The sequence below is a fragment of the Nocardioides sp. genome, assembly GCF_036374615.1.
Lineage (GTDB): Bacteria > Actinomycetota > Actinomycetes > Propionibacteriales > Nocardioidaceae > Nocardioides.
This window is the reverse complement of the sequence record NZ_DASUTK010000106.1, coordinates 1-17,770: the sequence shown is the minus strand read 5'-3', so window position 1 is coordinate 17,770 and position 17,770 is coordinate 1. Positions and strand designations below refer to the sequence as shown.

Genomic DNA, 17,770 nt, shown 5'->3' with positions numbered 1-17,770 from the left:
GAGATGTTCGGCTCGGGTGAGTCGCGGGTATCGACACGCTCCCTCGCGGCTCGCCCACCGACGACGCACCGGCTTCGCCGGAGCGATCAGCCGTCGGTGGCGTTGGGATTGGTGCAGATCACCGTGTCGCTGGGGATGTAGCTGGTGTGGAACTTCTCGGTGCGCACCAGCTCCGGGGAGCCCGGCTTGCGGAAGTAGCGGAACACGTCCACGTCGAACCCGCCGTACCCCTCGTTGGGGTGACACCGGACGGTGTCGACCCGCCGGGTCTCCGGCGAGGTGAAGTTGTAGCGCTCGGATGTCGACGTCGAGATGTCCCAGTACTTCGTGGACCACATGCTCACCGTCACCACGCCTGAGGTGCTGGGCGTGCTCGGCGTGACGCCGGCAGTGATCAGCACGCCGTACGGCGTGTCGTTGCGGAACCGCAGGTCCACCGAGCCCCACGCCACTGTCGCCTCGCGGCCGACGGGATAGCGGTCGATGTAGAACGAGTGCGGCTTGTGCTCCACGTCCTCGAGACCGGCGAAGAACATCGCGTTGAACGTGGTCGTCGCCATCTGCGAGACGCCGCCGCCGAGGTCCTGCACGAGGATCCCGTCGGAGATGACGTAGCCCTCGGTGAACCCGTTCTCGACGGTGCGCTCGCCCACCACGTCGTTGAGCGAGAACGTCTCGCCAGGCTCGAGGATGGTGCCGTCGACGAGCTCGGCCGCGCGGCCGATGTTGACGTTGCGGTACTCGGCGTGGGGGTAGTACGTCGTGAACGTGGAGACCTGTTCCTTGATCTTCAGCGAGCGAGCCTCTGCCGTGGTGAAGTCGGCCTGCGCCGCGACCGCCTTGACCCGCTCCTCACGCTTGCCCTCCGGACGTACGACCAGGTCCAGGAAGGTCCGCTCCACCTCGGCCGGGTCGTACGTCACGCCCGGCTTCGCCGGGATCACGCGCGGCGCGCCGTCGACGACCCGCACCGTCGCGTCGACCGGGTCACCACTGCTGATCCGGGAGTCGAGCAGCTTGGTCAGCGCCTTGCGATCGAGCCCGGGCACGAGCTCGCCGTCCTGCGGGCGCAGGCGCAGTGCGTCGGCATACACCCGCGGCGCCAGCCTGACCTCCGAGTCCCCGAACAGCAGCGTGACCGGGCCGGACACGGCCGGATTCGCGAACTCCTCGACCGCCCGCTGCACGTCGGCCTGGTCGATCTCGGGCTGCGACGCGGTCAGGGTCAGCTCGGCCGGGGATCCCTCCGAGAGGTAGGCCGAGGTCACCGCCTCCCGCGCAGCGTCGACGTCCACCGCCTGTCCCGTGCGGGGCTCGGTGACGTCCACCCGGCCGTCGCGGAACCGGACCTGGCCGTTGCGGGCAGGGGTCCCGGCGTCGGAGGCGAGCTCCTCGACCGCTGTGTCCAGGGCCGATTCGTCGACGTCGAGGACGGGCGGCAGGTCGTCGCCGTCGGTGTAGTAGTCCCAGAGCCGGCCGGGACGCCACGACCGGCCACCACCCGCAGCCTCGATCGAGGCCTCGTAGTCGACTCTGAGGCCCGCCTCCGCCGGGTCGACCGAGAGTGTCTCGCCGTCGACCACGACGTCGATCGGTTGGTCGACGCGGTCGGCGAGGCCCTCCTCGAGGGTCTGCACGGCCTCGTCCGGTGTCAGGCCACCCACCTCGACCCCGGCGACCGTGGTGCCGCGCGGCACCTTGTCGCCCGCGGCGGCGTAGGCCGCGGCGTAGCCGGCACCGACGAGGAGCGCCAACCCCAGCAGGAGGAGCAGGACGACGCGGCCACCTGGCTTCTCGCGTCCGGGGTCTGTCACGCGCGTCATCCTAGGTGGGGGAACCTGGGCGATCGTGCAGGCCGCCACGGTGCGGCCGCGGCAGGGTGGCCAGCGCCGCGAGCAGCACCAGGAGCGCCACCAGCAGCAGGCCGTAGCCCCGCACGCTGGTGGCGATGGCGTAGTCGCCCTCGGGCCGCTCGGGGACCGCCCACGCAACGCCGCCGGCGAAACCCACCGCCGCCGGAAGCCGGGTCGACCAGCCGCTGCCCAGGGCCGCGAGGGCTGCGAGGGCCAGCAGCGCGACGACCGGCAGCCCCCACCACAGCTCGTGTACCGCGACCGCGGCGACCGCCGTCGCGAGCCCGGCCGCGAGCAGCACGAGCGCCGTGGCGAGTCGCAGCAGGAGGGTCACAGACCGGCGAACAGGTCGGTCTCGTAGCCGTCGTCGCCGGGTACCGGGGTGCCGCGCGCGATCCGGTAGGCCTCCTCGCCCCAGAACGCCTGGCCGCTCTCGCCGCCGCTGAAGAACGGGCCGTCCTGCTCGACCTGGCTGGCATGGGCCGCCAGCGCCTGCATCTTCTGCGCGACGTACTCGGAGCCGTCGATGCGGGTCGAGATCAGGTGGTCGGGTGTGACGAACGGCGGCAGGTCGCCGTCGGGCTCCATGCCCTCGAACGTGGTGGTGTCACCGGCCTCGCGCAGCCGGCGCAGGCTGTCGCGCATCCTGGTCTCCGACAGCGCCGACCAGTAGATCTTGGCGATCGTCCACGGCTCACCCAGGTCGAGCTTGTACGACGGCACGCCCGCCAGGTCGGCCGCGTACGTCGCCACCCGGTGCGCCTGGATGTGGTCGGGGTGGCCGTAGCCGCCGAACTGGTCGTAGGTGACCAGGACCTGCGGCCGGACCTCGCGGATGATCCGGACCAGGTGGTCGGCGGCCTCGACGAGGTCGGCGTTCCAGAAGGCGTTGTCGGGTACGAACTCGGCCGCCATCGCGTGGCCGTCTTCGTGCCAGGCCATCCCGGAGTCGTGGAAGGCCCCGAAGCCGCCGAGCCAGCGCTGGTCGGTGACGCCGAGGATCTTCATCGCCTCGGCGAGCTCGCCCCGCCGATGCTCGCCGAGGCCCCCCTGCTGCTCGTACGCGAGGTGGGAGAGGTCAGGAACCAGCACCTCGCCCATCTCACCTGCGGTGCAGGTGACGAGCGTGACGCCCCGGCCCGCCGCGACGTAGGCCGCCATCGTGGCGCCGTTGTTGATGCACTCGTCGTCGGGATGGGCGTGGACCAGCAGCAGCCGCTGCGCGAACGTCTCGGGCATGCCCTCAGTCTTGCGGAGACCGGTGACGACGTCGCGGTCGGGCCCGACGCCCCACGCGCCCGGGCCTCATCCTCCCCCGAGATGATCGAGGAGCGGCAGCAGGAACGGCCGGTCCGGCTCGAGCCAGTCGACGGCCTCGAGCTGCCCGGCCGCCAACCAGCGCGTCGCGTCGTGCTCGACCGGGGTGGGCTCGCCCTCGAGGAGGGTGCAGGTCGCCACGACGAGCTCGTACCGGTCCCCGATCGCGACCACGCCCGGCAGCCAGGCGCCGACTGAGATCCGGCACCCGAGCTCCTCGGCGATCTCCCGCTCGAGCGCTGCCTCCGGCGGCTCACCGGGCTCGACCTTGCCACCCGGGAACTCCCACCGGCCGGCCGCCGCCGCGGGCGTCGTACGGCGGGCGGCGAGCACCCGTCCGTCCTGGACGATCGCGGCCCCGACCACCCGCTGCCGCTGCGACATGGCGGCGACTCTACGGACCCGACTCGGTTCGGCGGGGGTACCGTGCCGACGTGGTTCACGGCCTGCACCTGACGCGGACCTCGGAGAACGTGTCCGAGATCGAGGCGCTCGGCGGTCTCCTCGGCGGGCCTGCCGGACTGAAGGGCCTGCTGGGCAACCTGAAGTACCGCGCCCAGCCGTCCAGCGTCCCCCGGCTGCTCGGACGCGCCGTCGACCAGGCCTGGCGCTGGAACGACTACGACTGCCACGACCAACGGTGGTGGCCGCAGGGCATCTCCTCGTCGGCCGACGCCGCGGACTCCGAGGAGTACGACGGACGCCGACTGCTGGTGGCGACGTGGTACGCCAAGGACCTCGGAACCGGGTCGTTCGGCTCGCGGGTGACCTTCCTCGACCTCGACACCCTGCGCTACCGGCACGTGCTGCTGGTCGAGCCGTACCTCGACCGTGACGGCGCGCTCGCGCTACGGCCGCTGCGGATCCATGCGGGCGGCATCGTCTGGCGCGGCCCCTACCTGCACGTCGCGGCCACCTCGCGGGGCTTCTACACCTGCCACGTGGACGACGTGATGCGGGTCGAGGGGGACGACGAGTGGCCCGACCGCTTCGGCGTGGAGCAAGGTCGGGTGGCCTCCTACGGCCACCGGTTCGTGCTGCCCGTGAGGTTCGCCTACCGGGCCCGCGCCGAGCCCGGGCGGCCCGGGCTCCGCTTCTCGTTCCTGTCCCTGGACCGGGCGACGTCCCCGCCGTCGTTGCTGGCCGGGGAGTACGGGCGCGGCAAGGAGTCGACCCGGCTCGCCCGGTTCGAGCTGGACGGCGGCACCTCCTTGCTCGTGCCTGGCGACGACGAACGGGTGCAGCCGGCCTGGCTCGACGACCGCGGCGTGCGCCAGATGCAGGGTGCGGTGACGGCGAAGGGTCGCTACTACATCACCGTCTCGCGCGGGACCCACTGGCCGGGAACCGTGTTCGTCGGCAAGCCCGGTTCGCTCACCAAGCGCCCCCTGGCCGTCCCCGTCGGGCCCGAGGACATCAGCTACTGGCCCTCGACCGACCGGCTCTGGTCGCTCACCGAGCACCCGGGCCGCCGCTGGCTCTTCTCGATGAAGCGCAACTGGTTCGACTGATGCCCTAGCGGCCGCGCGTGTCCGGTACGCCCAGCCGCCCCTTGGTCACCAACAGGAGCAGCGCGGCGGCTGCGACGTACACGGTGATGATCACGATGTCGGGAGCGTCGAGGGCGTGCGAGTACGCCCGCTCGCGCGCCATCAGCACCAGGTTGTCCTGGGCCGGCGTGAAGCTGGCGTGCAGGACGACGCAGAGCAGTGCGCTGCGCGTCCTCGCCCACAGGTACGTGTAGAAGAACGCCAGCACCAGGGGCACCACGAATCCGAGCGGGCCGTAGAGCGGCACGTGCCAGACACCCCAGACCAGACCGATGATCAAGGTGGCGCGCAGGGGGCTGCGGGTCCCGAGCAGGTGCGGCAGGCCGAACCCGCGCCAGCCGGGCTCCTCGAGGGCACCGCCGAGCACGAGGACGAACAGCCACGTCGCGGCGTACGCCGGAGCCCGGTCGATCGCGAGGCCCCAGTCGACCGGGTGCCCGAGCAGCTGGAGCACGAGCGACACGACGGCGTACAGGCCGATCGGGAGGCCCAGCGCGTAGACCCACCAGCGCGCTCCGACCCGCCACCGGACCAGCGATGCGGTCCAGTCCCCGAGCGACGCGCCGGTCCTCCGGAGCACGAAGATCGCGGCCACCATCGGACCGAGCACGCCGGCGAAGAACGGCACGTCGCCGGCTCCGGCGTACGCCGCCGCCCACAGGCTCCACGAGATGCCGTAGGCCAGCAACACGAAGGTGGCGAACGGGTGCCGGTCGACGAAGCGGTCGACTGCCGGTCGGTGGGCGGACTGCTGCGTGGTGGTCACTGGAACTCAACTCCGAAAGCGTCTACCCCCACGCTCTCCTCCAGAGCGAGGCCGAAACAGGGCCGGAGGTCCCGGCCCGTCGGGACGATCAGTCGCGCGGGAGCCGCGCCAGCTGCCGGCTCTGCGCGACCAGCCGACCCACGGAGTCCCAGACCTCGCAGTCCTCCTCGAACATGCCGCCGGCCACGTTGCGGGTGGCGTGGCGGACCTGCAGCCAGCCCGGCTCGGGCCGCGCCCGCACGTGCACGGTCAGCTCGACCGTCGGCGCCCACCCCATCAGCCCGAGGTCGAAGGTCACCGGCGGCAGCGCGTCGACCACGGTCAGCAGGCTGATCGGATCGGGCTCACGGTCGTCGACCAGCCGGAACCAGCCCTGGAGCTCGCCGTTCCCGCTCGGCTGGCCCAGCGCCCAGCCGACGTGCCGGGGGTCGAACCGAAGGTCGAACCGGTCCAGGAGCGGAGCAACCTCGCGCAGCTCCCGCGGCGCCATCGTGTTGGGGACGCAGTCCTCCAGCGGCGGCAGGTCGGGTGGGCTCGCGGTGGTCCTGACGTCGTCGGACAGGTCTGCCAGGTCGCCGTACGTCGCCAATGCGGTCAGCCGGTGGTCGTCGCCCTGCCACAGGTCGGCCGCCAGGGTCGCGGTCGTGCCGCCCTCGCGGACCACGCGGGGCCGGACCGTCGCCGGCCCGGCAACCGCGGCCGACAGGTAGTAGGCACTGAGCGAGATCGGATCCGGCTTCTCGGCGACGACGCGGCCGAGCGCGTTGCCCACGACGGCCAGCTGGTAGCCGCCGTTGATGCCACCTCCGACGCGCCAGCCGTCCACCAGGTCGGTTGCGAATCCGTCGACGTCGGGTCGAACGGCGATGTGCGTGTCGTACTCCGTCACGGCGGCCACCCTACGGAGCCGTCCCAGCCGCCCGCTTGCCCGCCAATGCCTGCGCCGCCACCGCGAGGTCGTCGACACCACGCTGGAGCTCGTCGGGCTGATCGGTGGTGAGGTCGAGGTGGAACCCGTAGAGCGCCGAGTCGACCAACGTCACGATCCGCGCCACGCGTCGCGGCGGTGCGCCGCTGCGGACCAGGTAGTCCCGCAGCACCGCGGCCCATGCCGCGTTGCTGGCGCGTGCGTCGGACAGGTAGGGCTCCTCGCCGATCAGGCCGCTCGCAGCAGCCTGGCAGTAGAGGTTGAGCAGGGAGCGCAGCGGCTCGGTCTGGTAGGCCCTCCACAGCCGGTTCACCGCCGCGCGCACGGTCGGCGCCGGCGGAAGACCAGCCAGGATGTCGGCGCCCCGACGAGTCGCGTTCGCCACGACCGCCGAGACGAGCGCGTCCCGGTTGCCGAAGTGGTAGATGAGCATCCGGTCGCTGGTGCCGATCGCCGCGGCCAACGGGCGCAGCGTCAGCCCGATCAGGCCTGTCTCGAGCACCTGGTCGGTGGCGGCCTGGAGGAGCTCCTCGCGACGGTTCACCTGGCTAGCGTAGCGAGTGCTACAGTCGACTCTTGTAGCACTCGCTACACGGTACCGAGAAGGAAGTCATGAGCACCGCGATCGTCCTGCTGCTCGCCGCGATCGGGATCGAGGTCGCGGCCACCGCTTCGCTCCCCCGCACCGAGGGCTTCACCGTTCCAGGGTGGTCCGTGGCTGTGCTCTGCGGGTACGGCGCCTCGATCTGGCTGCTCGCCATCGTCGTCCGCACGCTGCCGGTCTCCGTTGCCTACGCCGTGTGGTCCGGCCTGGGCACCGCGATCGTGGCGCTGATCGGCTTCGCGTTCCTCGGCGAGCAGATGGGCTGGCTGAAGGCGGTGTCCCTCGGCTTGATCGTCGCCGGCGTCGTCGGCCTCAACCTCGCCGGCGCGCACTGAGGCCTACCGCAACTAGGCTGCCGAGATGGCCATCCACTGGACCCTCGGCTGCGACGCGAACGACCCGGAGCGGCTCGCCGCGTTCTGGGCCACGGCGCTCGGCTACGTGCCCGAGGACGAGTACGACGACCCCGACGGAGCCTCGATCGTGGACCCCGACGGTGTGGGACCGGCGATCGGCTTCCTGCGGGTCCCGGAGCGCAAGACCGCCAAGAACCGCATGCACATCGACATCCGGGTGCTGGGCGAGCCGCCCTGGGACCCGGTCGAGCGGGAGCGGTTGGTCCGCGAGCGGGTCGCTGCGCTGGTCTCGGCGGGCGCTACCCGGGTGCGGGAGGAGCGCTACGGGGACGACTTCGGTCACGTCGTCATGCTCGATCCGGAGGGGAACGAGTTTTGCGTGGCTTGATCTTCCGGCCCGGTGGTTTCGTGGCTCGGGACTTGGCGGCCCTCGCACCTCAACCTCCGGGCAGCCTCCCCGAACCGACGGCGGACTCGTCCTACGCTGACATGCGTGGCCTCACGAACCCGAGCGACGACGTACGCCCGGCGTCGCCGACGCCGGATGGCGAAGGTCGACCACGACCTGACCGACGCCCAGTGGGCCGCGCTCCAGGAGGCGTGGGGCGGCTGCGCGTACTGCGGCGCTTCTGGGCCGCTCCAGAAGGACTGCCTGCTCCCGATCTCGCGCGGGGGCCGCTACACGCTCGCGAACGTGGTGCCGGCGTGCCGGTCGTGCAACGCGAGCAAGTGCAACACCGAGCTCACGACGTGGCTGCGGCGCAAGGAGCTCGACGAGGGGACGATCCTGCTCCGGCAGGTCGAGATCGCCCGCGGCCTCGGCTGAGTCACCGCATGCCAGCACGCCGGCGCTAGCAGAGGATGCGGGACCGGCTCGGGTCGAAGAACGGCTTCAGCGACACCTGAGCGGGCACGCGAGTTCCCGCGACGTCGATCTCGAACGAGCCCGCGGCCAGAGCGGCGGCGGTGATGCCTTCATCACAGCCGATCCCGGCGATCCCGCACGCCGCACCGAGCGAGTGGCCGAAGCCACCGCTGCGGACGTGCCCGACCGGCTTCCCGTCCCAGTACACCGGCTCGTCCCCGAACAGGTCGTGATCGGGAGAGGTGAGCAGCACGTTGACCAACCGCTGGGTCAGCGGGCCGGACTCGCGGCGCGCCATGAGCGAGTCACGACCGATGAACCCACCAGGCTTGTCCCAGGCGACCGCGAACCCGAGGCCCGCCTCCAGCGGGGTGTCGGTCGAGTCGATGTCGTGGCCCATGTCACGGAAGGCCTTCTCCAGCCGCATCGTCTCCAGGGCCCCGAGCCCGGTCGGTCGGAACCCGAGGTCGGAGCCTGCGTCGCGCAGCTGTTCGTACAGGGTGGCGCCGAACTCGGTGGGCACCAGCAGGTCCCAGCCGAGCTCACCGACGTACGTCACCCGGAGCGCCCACAGCGGGGTGTAGCCGAGCTCGACCCGCTGCGCCGTGAGGTAGGGGAACGCGGCGTCGGACCAGTCGTTCGGGCTCAGCTTCTGCAGCAGCTCGCGTGACCGAGGGCCCTGCACCGACAGCAGCGCATGGCCGCCGGTCACGTCGGTCACGGTCGCCTGCTCCCCGTCGCGTGTCTGTCGTCGGATCCAGGCCGGCACCCGGCGGTGGATGTTGTCGCCGCTGATCACCGTGTAGGTGTCGTCCGCCAGCCTGGTGACGGTGACGTCGGCGATGATCCCACCGCGGGCGTCGAGCCACTGGGTGTAGACCACCCGGCCGACCGCCGTGTCGACGTCGTTCGCGCAGACCCGGTTGAGCACCGTCATCGAGTCCGGCCCCTGCACGAGGTGGTGCGACATGAGCGACAGGTCGAAGATCGCGAAGCTCTCGCGGGCGTGGAGGTGCTCCTCACGGGTGCGCTCGAAGGCCTCGCCGCGGGCAAAGCCCCACTCGACGGTCGGCGTGACGCCCGGGCCGGCGAAGTAGTCGGGATACTCCCAACCGCTGGTCGCGACGAGGTGGGCGCCGTCGGCCACGTGCGTGGGGTGGTACGGCGACCGGCGGACGTTGCGGCCGCGGCGCGGCTGGGCGTTGGGCCACGACATGTCGTTGAGCAGGAACCCCAGCCGCTCCACCGTCCGCTCCTGCCGGAACAGCCGGGTCGCCTGGAACTCATGGGCCCGGTCGACCCCGACCGCGGTGACGTCGAGCGGCGGGTGCTCCTCGATCAACCACTGGGCCATCATGTGGCCGAGCCCGCCGCCGGAGAGGATCCCGACCGAGTTGAGCCCGCACGCGAGGTAGAGGTTGTCCACCTCCGGCGACTCCCCCAGCATCGGCGAGAGGTCGTCGGTGAAGCTCTCGGGTCCGCAGAAGAGGGTCCGGATGCCGGCGTCCTCGAGCGCTGGGAAGCGGCGCATCGCGACCTCGAGGAACGGCGCCAGCCGGTCCCAGTCGGGCGGCAGCACCGCGAACGCACTGTCCCGCGGCGTACCGTCCAGCGCCCAGGCACGCCCGACCGGCTCGAACATCCCGACCAGCAGCCCCCCGCCCTCCTCGCGGTAGTACCCGTACGCCTCGGTCTCCTCGATCACCGGCACGGACTCGGGGGTGACGCCGTCGATCGGCTCGGTGAGCAGGTAGTAGTGCTCGGCCGCCTGCAGTGGCACGGTGACCCCTGCCTTGGCCGCCAGCTCGCGACCCCAGAGCCCGGCGGCGATGACGACCTTCTCGCACTCGACGTCGCCGCGCTCGGTGCGGACGCCGACGACCCTGCCGCACTCGATCAGGAAGTCGGCGACCTCGGTCTCCTCGAAGATCCTGACGCCGCGTTGGCGGGCGCCTTTGGCGAGCGACATGGTCACGTCGACCGGGTTGGCCCGGCCCTCGTCCGGCGTCCAGAAGCCGTGGATCACGTCGTCGGTCCGGAGCAGCGGCACCAGGTCGGCCACCTCGCCCGGCGACAGCACCTCCTTGGTCATCCCCACCGAGCGCATGTACGCCGTCTCGCGGCGCAGGCTCTCGTCGGCTCGTGCCGTCGTGGCGAGCTGGAGGTAGCCGCACTGACGGAACCCCGTGGACAGCCCGGTCTCGTCCTCCAGCCTGGCGTACAGCTCGGCGGAGTAGCGCGCCATCCACAGCGCATCCTCGGTCGCACCACCCGACACGACCTCCCCCGCCGCGTGCCAGGTGGTGCCGGACGTGAGCCGCTTGCGCTCGAGCAGCACGACGTCGGTCGCACCCAGGAGCGCGAGGTGGTAGGCGATCGAGGTCCCGATCACGCCGCCCCCGACGACGACGTACTGGGCCCGGCTCGGCAGGTCCCCGGAAGAGTGAGAGGCAGCCTCGACCCGGGCAGCCGAGGAGTTGATGGCGGCAGCGTCGAGTGACATGGAGGCAGCCTGCCACTGGTTGAATGGCTGTTCAATCAGTCTGGCGGACGAACCTGTCGGATGGGTGGTCTGGCCCATGCTGCGTCAGGACGCGAATGCGTCGTTTCGCCGATGCTCCCGACGTGTCGAGCCTCCTACCGTCGACGCATGGAACTGACGTTGCCGGTGCTCGCAGGCATGGTCTCCACGGCCGTGTTCGCCGGCAGTGTGCTGCCGATGCTTCACAAGGCGCTGCGCACCCGCGAGCTGTCGTCGTACAGCCTCAGCAACATCGTCCTGGCCAACCTCGGCAACGCGGTGCACAGCATCTACGTCTTCGACCTGCCGCCCGGGCCGATCTGGTTGCTGCACACGTTCTACGTGGTCAGCTCGGCGCTGATGCTCTACTGGTACCTGCACTGGTACTTGCGCAGTCAGCCCGCCCGGCGCGGACTGGCGTCAGCCCCTCACACGTTGGAGCGGAACGATCACGCGGGTTTCGGCTGTTGACCGGGCCGCGTGCCTGCTCCTCGGGTACGTCGTTGTCTCCGGTCAGAGGTGCTGTCTTGGCAGGCCGGGGTCAGCAGTTGTTGCGGGCAGCTCTCCGGCGAGCAAGGCGTCGCCGAGGGCGGTGCGTCGGTAGAGGACGCCGTGTCCGCTGCGCTGGCTGGTGACCAGGCCTGCTCGCCGGAGCACACCGAGGTGGTAGGAGATCGTGGCGGACGCGTGGCCGTCCTCCTCGGCGAGGGCCACGGTCGTATGGGGGGTGCCGGCGTGTCTGAGGATGTTGAGGCGGGTAGCGCCGAGGAGCTCGCGGAGCTGCTCTCCGTGGGCGTGGAGTGGCGTGGGGTTCCACAGGGCGGCAGTTCCGCGGGCGGCGTACATCACCAGCGGGCTGTGCGGCCGGTCGATCCGGAACAGGATCGGCTCGACATGCGCGGCGCAGGGGACGAACACGAGCCCATCGCCGGCCCAGTCGACGGTGACGTCGAAGCGCGAGGGGTAGGAGACGCTGTCACCGTCCCAGCGCAGGTCTGAGCCGAACGTGTCGAGCATGGCTGCGATCCCCTGGCTGGCAGTCACCTCCGACCGGTAGGCGACGTCGGCATCGAGAACCGCGGTGATCGTGGGCCAGTCCTCGGCGAGCGCCGCGTCGAAGAACCTGCCCATCGCCGCAGCAGCCTCCGCGGCCACCACCTCCTCTCCGGCATCCAGCAGTTCCTGCACGTGGGGAGGCGGTCGCCGACGCCACCGGCGGTACGTCGCTTCGCCTCCCAGGGATTCGGCGAACCGTTCGTGCACAGGGCGGTCGTCGAACAGATGGTCCAGCTGGCTCGCCACGTCATCGATCGGAGTAGCGGCGACGGCGGCGACCATCCGGTCCCGGGTCTCACGCGGCTGTCCGGGTTGGGGGGTGAGGAAGTCCGGAACGTACGGGTGGTCAGCCGGCACCAGGGCGTGCAACAGACCCATCGTCCCGACGTCGAGCCGGGCGTGCGCACGGCCGTACCAGTGCCGCGCGTGCCGCAGCCCCGAGCTCTGCCGACCGCGGAGTGTGGCGACGATGTCGAAGGCCGGTGAGGTGGCGAAGCGCGACCGCGCCAAAGCCCCCGCGTCGGTCTGGATGCGGATCGCCATCGGCAACGTCCCTCGCTCGCAGGTGGGCGGCGACGCCGAGTCAGACAAACTGGCGTGGCCGCCGCCATGCTCCTCCGTGGGGCATGACGTCACTCGTGATTCGAAGTGAATCGAATGTATTGCAGCACTGAGCCGCGAGGCCAAGGGTGACACTCATGACCCCGCGTGAGGACTCACGAGTCGAGAGGAATCACCCCATGGAACTGAAGGTCAACATCCAGGTCTCCGTCGACGGCGTCTACCAGTCCAACGGCGGACGCCACCCCGACTTCGATCCGGGAATGGAACGCGGCGGGTGGGCAAGGCCCCTGTTCGACGACGAGTCATTGACGTACGTCGGCGACTACTACCAACGAGCCGACGCGTTCCTGTTCGGCCGTCGCACCTACGACATGTTCCTCTGGTCCTGGGGAACCGGCACCTGGGGATCCGACCAGGGGGACAACCCGATCTCCGCCGCCCTGAACACGCGACCGAAGTACGTGGCGTCCACCACCCTCACCGACCCGACGTGGACCAACACGACCGTGCTCTCCGGCGATCTCGTGAGCGCGGTCCGCGAACTCAAGGCCCAGCCAGGAGGCGAGCTACAAGTGCACGGCAGCGGCAAGCTGGCGCACTGGCTGCTCGCGAACGACCTCGTCGACGAGCTCACCCTGCTCGTCGCTCCAGTGATCGTCGGGCAGGGTGAGCGACTGTTCCCCGACAGCGGACCGGACCTGGCGCTCGACCTGGTCGAGACACGCGCGTTTCCGAAAGGCATCATCCTGCAGACCTACCGGCCGGCCGGACGTCCCCAATACGCATCCGACCCCAGCAAGTGACCGTCCGAGGAGACCATCATGAGCGGCACCTACACCTGGGACGTCTTCTCCACCATCGATGGTTACGGCGTCAACACCGGCGACTGGGGCGGCTACTGGGGCAAGCAGGGCCCCGAGCTCCTCGACCATCGCCTCGCCCTGTACAACCGGGACCTGCGGATGGTCTTCGGGGCGACCACCTACAGAGCACATGCCGAGATGCTCGCCGCGGGCGACCAGATCGAGTCGCTCGACCCGTGGGTCACCCGCATGCGCGACCTTCCCGCCGTCGTGGTGTCGAACACGCTGCGCGAGCCGCTTGACTGGCCCCACGCGACCGTCATGCGCGGCGACCCCGCCGACATCGTCGCCCAGCTCAAGGAGGAGTCCGACGTGCCGCTGCGCTCGCACGGCAGCTTGTCGCTGAACCGGGCACTGATGGCCGCGGGTCTGGTCGACTGCCTCCAGGTGACGATCTTCCCCGCCATCACCGGCACGTCGGGAGTCGACCCCATCTTCGCCGGCGGGGAGGACTACGACCTCGAGCTGCTCGAGACCCGCACCCTCGATCGCCACACCCAAGAACTCACCTACCGGCCCACCCGCCATTGACCAAGGCGAACCGCCGGCGCCGGCGCGGACTCGCGTCAGCGCCTCACACGTTGAAGCGGAACTCCACCACGTCACCGTCCTGCATGACGTAGTCCTTGCCCTCCATCCGCACCTTGCCGGCCTCCTTGGCCTTCAGCATCGAGCCGGCCGCCACGAGGTCGTCGAACGAGACGATCTCGGCCTTGATGAAGCCCTTCTGGAAGTCGGTGTGGATGACGCCGGCGGCCTCCGGGGCGGTGGCACCCTGCCGGATCGTCCAGGCGCGGGCCTCCTTGGGACCGGCCGTGAGGTAGGTCTGGAGGCCGAGGGTGTCGAACCCGACCCGCGCGAGCTGGTCCAGCCCGGGCTCGTCGACACCCATCTCGGCGAGCATCTCGCGGGCCTCCGCGTCGTCGTCGAGCTCGACCAGCTCGGCCTCGAACTTGGCATCGAGGAAGATCGCCTCCGCGGGGGCCACCAGGTCGCGCATCCGCTGCTTGAGCTCCTCGTCTGCGAGCTCGTCGGCGTCGCAGTTGAAGACGTAGAGATACGGCTTGGCCGTCAGGAGCATCAGCTCACGCAACGCGGCTCGGTCGATGGTGGTCTGGATGATCGGCGTGCCGGCGGACAGGGCCTCGAGCGCCTCCTTGGCCGCGGCCACGGCCGGGCCGAGCTCCTTCTTGCCCTTGGCCTCCTTCTCCAGCCGCGGGATGGCCTTCTCGACCGTCTGGAGGTCGGCGAGGATCAGCTCGGTCTGGATCGTGGAGATGTCGCTGGCGGGGTCGACCTTGCCGTCGACGTGGGTGACGTCCTCGTCGCGGAACACCCGCGTCACCTGGCAGATCGCGGCGGACTCCCGGATGTGGGAGAGGAACTTGTTCCCGAGCCCCTCCCCCTCGCTGGCGCCGCGGACGATCCCGGCGATGTCCACGAACTCCACCGTGGCCGGCAGCACCCGCGCCGAACCGAAGATCTCCGCCAGCTTCTGCAGCCGGTCGTCGGGGACCCCGACCACGCCGACGTTCGGCTCGATCGTCGCGAACGGGTAGTTCGCCGCGAGCACGTCGTTCTTGGTCAGCGCGTTGAAGAGGGTGGACTTCCCGGCGTTGGGAAGGCCGACGATGCCGATGGTGAGGGCCACGGGCGGGCAGTCTAGGCGCGCCGAGGAGCGAGGAACCAATCACCGCTGGTCGCGTGTGCGACCCTTCCGCCCGTGAGGGTGAAGGGCGACGCGCCACCGTGGTGGCGACGACTCGACCCGCTTCCGTGGGCGTTCGTGGTGGGCGCCCTGGTCATCTGGGGCGCTCGGGGTCTCGACGCTCCTCTCCCGCGTGACGCCGGCCTCTACCTGTACGCCGGCCAACAGGTCGCCGGCGGTGACCCGCCGTACGTCGGCGTGCTGAACCGGGCCGGGCCGATCTCCCACCTGCTGCCGGCGCTCGGCGTCGAGCTCGGCCGCCTCCTCGGCGCCGGTGACGTGGTGGGGGTGAAGGTCCTGTACCTCGCGCTCATGTCGGCCGCTCCTGCCCTCGTGTACCTGATCGGACGCGACGTGTTCGGATCCCGGCTCGCCGGAGTGACCGCCGGGGCGGCCCTGCTCAGCGTCCACGTCGTGGCCATCGGTGCCACCAACGGCCCCGAGGCGAAGCTGCCCGTGATGCTCGCCCAGGTCATCGCCCTGCTCCTCCTCACGCGGCGACGATGGCTCGGTGCCGGCGTCGTCACTGCCTTGGCGACCCTCACCTGGCAACCGGTCTTGTTCTGCCTGGCACCCGCGGCGGCAGTGCGCGCGCTGACCCAGCCCGCGAGCATGCGGCACCGAGCGCGCGACCTGTCGACGTTCGCAGTCGGGGGCCTCGTCACGCTCGGGGTGATCGTGGCTGGCTTCTGGGCTGTGGGAGCGTTGGACGCCTTCGTCGAGGGCTTCTGGACGGTCAACGCCACCTACACCGAGCAGACCGGCGCGTTCTCCAGGCCCAGGCTCGTCCTGTCGTACCTGCAGAGCGGGCTCGGTTGGACGCTGTGGCCGGTCCTGGTCGGGTGTGCGCTGTCGATCGGTCTCGGGGTCGCCGCGATGTTCACCTATCGCAGCGAGCCGCGCCGGTCGTCGAACGTGATGACGCTCGGCATGGCGACCGCGGCCTTTGTCGCGTGGTGCGGCGTCGCGTTCAACCGTGGGCCGGACGGGCTGCCCGCGTACCCGCTCGCGGCGCTCGGCCTCGGCGGGAGCATCGGGATCCTGGCCCATCTGGTCCGCCGCGCCGGCACACCCCTTCCACGCAGGCTCCTGATCGGGACGGTGGCGCTCTGGGTGGCGGCGTGCACCGTGCTGACGTTCGTGCACACGACCGACCGGCGCTCGGACGACCTCGAGTACCAGAGGGCACTGACCCTGGCCGTCTTCAGCCACCTGCCGGACGACGCCACCGTGTTCACCTACGAGGCGACGCCGCCGATGGTGCTCTCACACAGCACCAGCATCAGCCGGTTCGTGCTGTTCGGCCACGGGATGCTCGACTACGTCGCGGCCGAGTGGCCCGGAGGCGTGGACGGGTACGTCCACTGGCTCATCGACGAACGCCCGGACGTCGTGTTCATCCATATCCGCAACCCCCACGACTTCCTGTTGCCGTTGCTGAGCTCGTACACGAAGGTGAGCGGCGGCCCGCGGCTGGGCGGCAACCCGGAGTGGCGGACCTACGTCCGCAACGACCTCGACCCCGAGATCGTGGCGGCGATCAAGCAGGACCACGTCACCGCGAGGCGGGCCCAGGAGGCGGGTCACTAGGGTCTGCCTGTGCGCCTCGCCACGTGGAACGTCAACTCCCTCCGGTCTCGGATCGACCGGGTCGAGGCCTTCCTCCAACGCCACGACATCGATGTCCTGGCGCTCCAGGAGACCAAGGCCCGTGAGGACCAGCTCCCGCTCCTGGGGCTGCAGGGCATGGGGTACGACGTCGCGGCGGCCGGCTACAACCAGTGGAACGGGGTCGCTGTCGTCAGCCGGGTCGGGCTGGAGGACGTGGAGATCGGATTCCCGGGGATGCCGACGTGGGGTGATCCCGTGGCCGCCGAGGCGAGGGCGCTCGGCGCGACCTGCGCCGGCGTCCGGGTGTGGTCGCTGTACGTGCCGAACGGCCGCAAACCCGACGACCCGCACTACGTCTACAAGCTCGACTGGCTCGCGAGGCTACGCGACGCCGCTCGCGGGTGGTCGGCCTCGCCCACCGCCCTGGTGGGCGACTGGAACATCGCGCCGCAGGACGACGACGTCTTCGACATCACGGCGTTCGCCACGTCCACCCACGTCACGCCACGCGAGCGCGCCGCGTTCGCAGGCTTCCTCGAGGACGGGTACGTCGATGTCGTCCGCCCGCACGCGCCGGGGCCGGACGTCTACACCTACTGGGACTACTACCGGCAGCGCTTCGAGCGGAACCGCGGGATGCGGATCGACTTCGTGCTCGGTTCACCCGGCTTCGCCGAACGCGTCACCGGCGCCTTCATCGACCGCGACGAGCGAGCGGGCGCGGGTGCCTCTGACCACGCTCCCGTCGTCGTCGACCTCGAGGACTGACCGCTTGGAGGGATTCTCAGGGAAGCGGCGCGAACGCGATCCCGCGCCGCGGCTCGCCGTTGAAGCCCGCGCTGTCGCTGCCCACCCAGAGCCCGGCGCCGGTGGCCACCAGCGACCGTCCGCCGATCTGGGCCCGCTTCGCCGGCGCCCACGGCAGCGCGAGTCCGGTCTGCGGGTCGATGGCGCCGATGCCGAGTCGCCGGGCGGCGCCGCCACCGTCGCGGCTGGCCCACCCGAACGGGTTGTCCAGCCACTGGAAGTGACCCTGCGCGTACACGGCCTCGCCGGTGTCGGAGACTGCCCAGACGCTGTCACCGCCGGTGTAGTTGATCCACTGCGGCGCGTTGTCGTTGTTCATGGCGAACCTGCCGACCGCGTCGCAGACGGTTCGGAACCGGTCGCCGCTCCGCGAGATCTGGCCGGTCGCCGCCACCGAGAAG

19 protein-coding genes and 1 pseudogene are annotated in these 17,770 nt (G+C 70.7%); 9 read left to right on the top strand and 11 right to left on the bottom strand.

Translation table 11 applies throughout. The features are described from left to right. Window positions 1-86 precede the first annotated feature (86 nt). From VFZ39_RS08865 to VFZ39_RS08850, 4 genes are all read right to left on the bottom strand, one after another. Window positions 87-1,814, bottom strand: coding sequence for a VanW family protein (locus tag VFZ39_RS08865; RefSeq protein WP_330865372.1), 1,728 nt, complete (start codon window positions 1,812-1,814; stop codon window positions 87-89). A 10-nt stretch (window positions 1,815-1,824) separates the two neighbouring features. Further along, window positions 1,825-2,187: a hypothetical protein gene (locus VFZ39_RS08860; RefSeq protein WP_330865371.1), complete on the bottom strand. Its 363-nt coding sequence runs from the start codon at window positions 2,185-2,187 to the stop codon at window positions 1,825-1,827. Beyond that, window positions 2,184-3,092, bottom strand: coding sequence for an N-acetyl-1-D-myo-inositol-2-amino-2-deoxy-alpha-D-glucopyranoside deacetylase (gene mshB, locus VFZ39_RS08855; protein WP_330865370.1), 909 nt, complete (start codon window positions 3,090-3,092; stop codon window positions 2,184-2,186). Before mshB ends, VFZ39_RS08860 begins: the two co-directional genes overlap by 4 nt. A gap of 66 nt (window positions 3,093-3,158) precedes the next feature. Next, window positions 3,159-3,554 carry a (deoxy)nucleoside triphosphate pyrophosphohydrolase gene (locus tag VFZ39_RS08850; protein ID WP_330865369.1) on the bottom strand — a complete coding sequence of 132 codons (396 nt, stop codon included), beginning with the start codon at window positions 3,552-3,554 and terminating at the stop codon, window positions 3,159-3,161. A 50-nt stretch (window positions 3,555-3,604) separates the two neighbouring features. Between VFZ39_RS08850 and VFZ39_RS08845 the strand changes: the two genes are divergently transcribed. After that, window positions 3,605-4,681 (top strand): hypothetical protein, encoded by a 1,077-nt coding sequence (locus VFZ39_RS08845; RefSeq protein WP_330865368.1) that lies wholly within the window; start codon window positions 3,605-3,607, stop codon window positions 4,679-4,681. Window positions 4,682-4,685: 4 nt separating this feature from the next. On the opposite strand, the gene VFZ39_RS08840 is transcribed toward VFZ39_RS08845, so the two are convergent. The 3 genes from VFZ39_RS08840 to VFZ39_RS08830 all read right to left on the bottom strand — a co-directional run bounded on the left by VFZ39_RS08840 (window position 4,686) and on the right by VFZ39_RS08830 (window position 6,958). Next, window positions 4,686-5,486 carry a type II CAAX endopeptidase family protein gene (locus VFZ39_RS08840; protein WP_330865367.1) on the bottom strand — a complete coding sequence of 267 codons (801 nt, stop codon included), beginning with the start codon at window positions 5,484-5,486 and terminating at the stop codon, window positions 4,686-4,688. Window positions 5,487-5,574: 88 nt separating this feature from the next. Next, entirely contained in the window at window positions 5,575-6,375 is an 801-nt protein-coding gene (locus VFZ39_RS08835; protein WP_330865366.1) for a thioesterase family protein, read from the bottom strand. 10 nt (window positions 6,376-6,385) lie between these two features. Next, entirely contained in the window at window positions 6,386-6,958 is a 573-nt protein-coding gene (locus tag VFZ39_RS08830; protein WP_330865365.1) for a TetR/AcrR family transcriptional regulator, read from the bottom strand. A 68-nt stretch (window positions 6,959-7,026) separates the two neighbouring features. Here VFZ39_RS08830 and VFZ39_RS08825 point away from each other — a divergent pair, with 68 nt between their 5' ends. The 3 genes from VFZ39_RS08825 to VFZ39_RS08815 all read left to right on the top strand — a co-directional run bounded on the left by VFZ39_RS08825 (window position 7,027) and on the right by VFZ39_RS08815 (window position 8,200). Then, window positions 7,027-7,353, top strand: a complete 327-nt coding sequence (locus tag VFZ39_RS08825; protein ID WP_330865364.1) for a multidrug efflux SMR transporter — start codon at window positions 7,027-7,029, stop codon at window positions 7,351-7,353. A gap of 25 nt (window positions 7,354-7,378) precedes the next feature. Next, the gene (locus VFZ39_RS08820; protein WP_330865363.1) at window positions 7,379-7,762 is read left to right on the top strand and encodes a VOC family protein; all 384 of its coding nucleotides are present in this window, start codon (window positions 7,379-7,381) and stop codon (window positions 7,760-7,762) included. A 105-nt stretch (window positions 7,763-7,867) separates the two neighbouring features. After that, window positions 7,868-8,200 carry an HNH endonuclease signature motif containing protein gene (locus VFZ39_RS08815; RefSeq protein WP_330865362.1) on the top strand — a complete coding sequence of 111 codons (333 nt, stop codon included), beginning with the start codon at window positions 7,868-7,870 and terminating at the stop codon, window positions 8,198-8,200. 25 nt (window positions 8,201-8,225) lie between these two features. Here VFZ39_RS08815 and VFZ39_RS08810 read toward each other — a convergent pair whose 3' ends face one another. Then, a complete protein-coding gene (locus tag VFZ39_RS08810; protein ID WP_330865361.1) occupies window positions 8,226-10,742 on the bottom strand; it encodes an FAD-dependent oxidoreductase in 2,517 nt (838 codons plus the stop codon). A gap of 147 nt (window positions 10,743-10,889) precedes the next feature. Here VFZ39_RS08810 and VFZ39_RS08805 point away from each other — a divergent pair, with 147 nt between their 5' ends. Next, window positions 10,890-11,231 (top strand): hypothetical protein, encoded by a 342-nt coding sequence (locus VFZ39_RS08805; RefSeq protein WP_330865360.1) that lies wholly within the window; start codon window positions 10,890-10,892, stop codon window positions 11,229-11,231. A gap of 42 nt (window positions 11,232-11,273) precedes the next feature. On the opposite strand, the gene VFZ39_RS08800 is transcribed toward VFZ39_RS08805, so the two are convergent. Further along, window positions 11,274-12,359 (bottom strand): winged helix-turn-helix domain-containing protein, encoded by a 1,086-nt coding sequence (locus VFZ39_RS08800; RefSeq protein WP_330865359.1) that lies wholly within the window; start codon window positions 12,357-12,359, stop codon window positions 11,274-11,276. Window positions 12,360-12,556: 197 nt separating this feature from the next. On the opposite strand from VFZ39_RS08800, the gene VFZ39_RS08795 reads away from it, so the two are divergent. Together VFZ39_RS08795 and VFZ39_RS08790 are read left to right on the top strand one after the other, a co-directional pair. Continuing rightward, entirely contained in the window at window positions 12,557-13,183 is a 627-nt protein-coding gene (locus VFZ39_RS08795; protein WP_330865358.1) for a dihydrofolate reductase family protein, read from the top strand. Between the two features lie 18 nt (window positions 13,184-13,201). Further along, window positions 13,202-13,774, top strand: a complete 573-nt coding sequence (locus VFZ39_RS08790) for a dihydrofolate reductase family protein (RefSeq protein ID WP_330865357.1) — start codon at window positions 13,202-13,204, stop codon at window positions 13,772-13,774. Window positions 13,775-13,817: 43 nt separating this feature from the next. Here VFZ39_RS08790 and ychF read toward each other — a convergent pair whose 3' ends face one another. Then, window positions 13,818-14,894: a redox-regulated ATPase YchF gene (gene ychF / locus VFZ39_RS08785; protein ID WP_330865356.1), complete on the bottom strand. Its 1,077-nt coding sequence runs from the start codon at window positions 14,892-14,894 to the stop codon at window positions 13,818-13,820. A gap of 72 nt (window positions 14,895-14,966) precedes the next feature. On the opposite strand from ychF, the gene VFZ39_RS08780 reads away from it, so the two are divergent. After that, window positions 14,967-16,541, top strand: a complete 1,575-nt coding sequence (locus VFZ39_RS08780) for a hypothetical protein (protein ID WP_330865355.1) — start codon at window positions 14,967-14,969, stop codon at window positions 16,539-16,541. Between the two features lie 9 nt (window positions 16,542-16,550). Beyond that, entirely contained in the window at window positions 16,551-17,330 is a 780-nt protein-coding gene (locus tag VFZ39_RS08775; protein WP_330865354.1) for an exodeoxyribonuclease III, read from the top strand. 16 nt (window positions 17,331-17,346) lie between these two features. On the opposite strand, the pseudogene VFZ39_RS08770 reads toward VFZ39_RS08775, so the two are convergent. Continuing rightward, window positions 17,347-17,770 (bottom strand): annotated as a pseudogene (locus tag VFZ39_RS08770) (PKD domain containing protein); the annotation flags it as partial.

What these genes read in the sequence shown, in the direction of transcription:
- VFZ39_RS08810 (WP_330865361.1), bottom strand. Translation starts at nt 10,742, where the DNA reads ATGTCACTCGACGCTGCCGCCATCAACTCCTCGGCTGCCCGGGTCGAG.
- VFZ39_RS08850 (WP_330865369.1), bottom strand. Translation starts at nt 3,554, where the DNA reads ATGTCGCAGCGGCAGCGGGTGGTCGGGGCCGCGATCGTCCAGGACGGA.
- VFZ39_RS08795 (WP_330865358.1), top strand. Translation starts at nt 12,557, where the DNA reads ATGGAACTGAAGGTCAACATCCAGGTCTCCGTCGACGGCGTCTACCAG.
- VFZ39_RS08805 (WP_330865360.1), top strand. Translation starts at nt 10,890, where the DNA reads ATGGAACTGACGTTGCCGGTGCTCGCAGGCATGGTCTCCACGGCCGTG.
- VFZ39_RS08825 (WP_330865364.1), top strand. Translation starts at nt 7,027, where the DNA reads ATGAGCACCGCGATCGTCCTGCTGCTCGCCGCGATCGGGATCGAGGTC.
- VFZ39_RS08820 (WP_330865363.1), top strand. Translation starts at nt 7,379, where the DNA reads ATGGCCATCCACTGGACCCTCGGCTGCGACGCGAACGACCCGGAGCGG.
- VFZ39_RS08800 (WP_330865359.1), bottom strand. Translation starts at nt 12,359, where the DNA reads ATGGCGATCCGCATCCAGACCGACGCGGGGGCTTTGGCGCGGTCGCGC.
- mshB (WP_330865370.1), bottom strand. Translation starts at nt 3,092, where the DNA reads ATGCCCGAGACGTTCGCGCAGCGGCTGCTGCTGGTCCACGCCCATCCC.
- VFZ39_RS08790 (WP_330865357.1), top strand. Translation starts at nt 13,202, where the DNA reads ATGAGCGGCACCTACACCTGGGACGTCTTCTCCACCATCGATGGTTAC.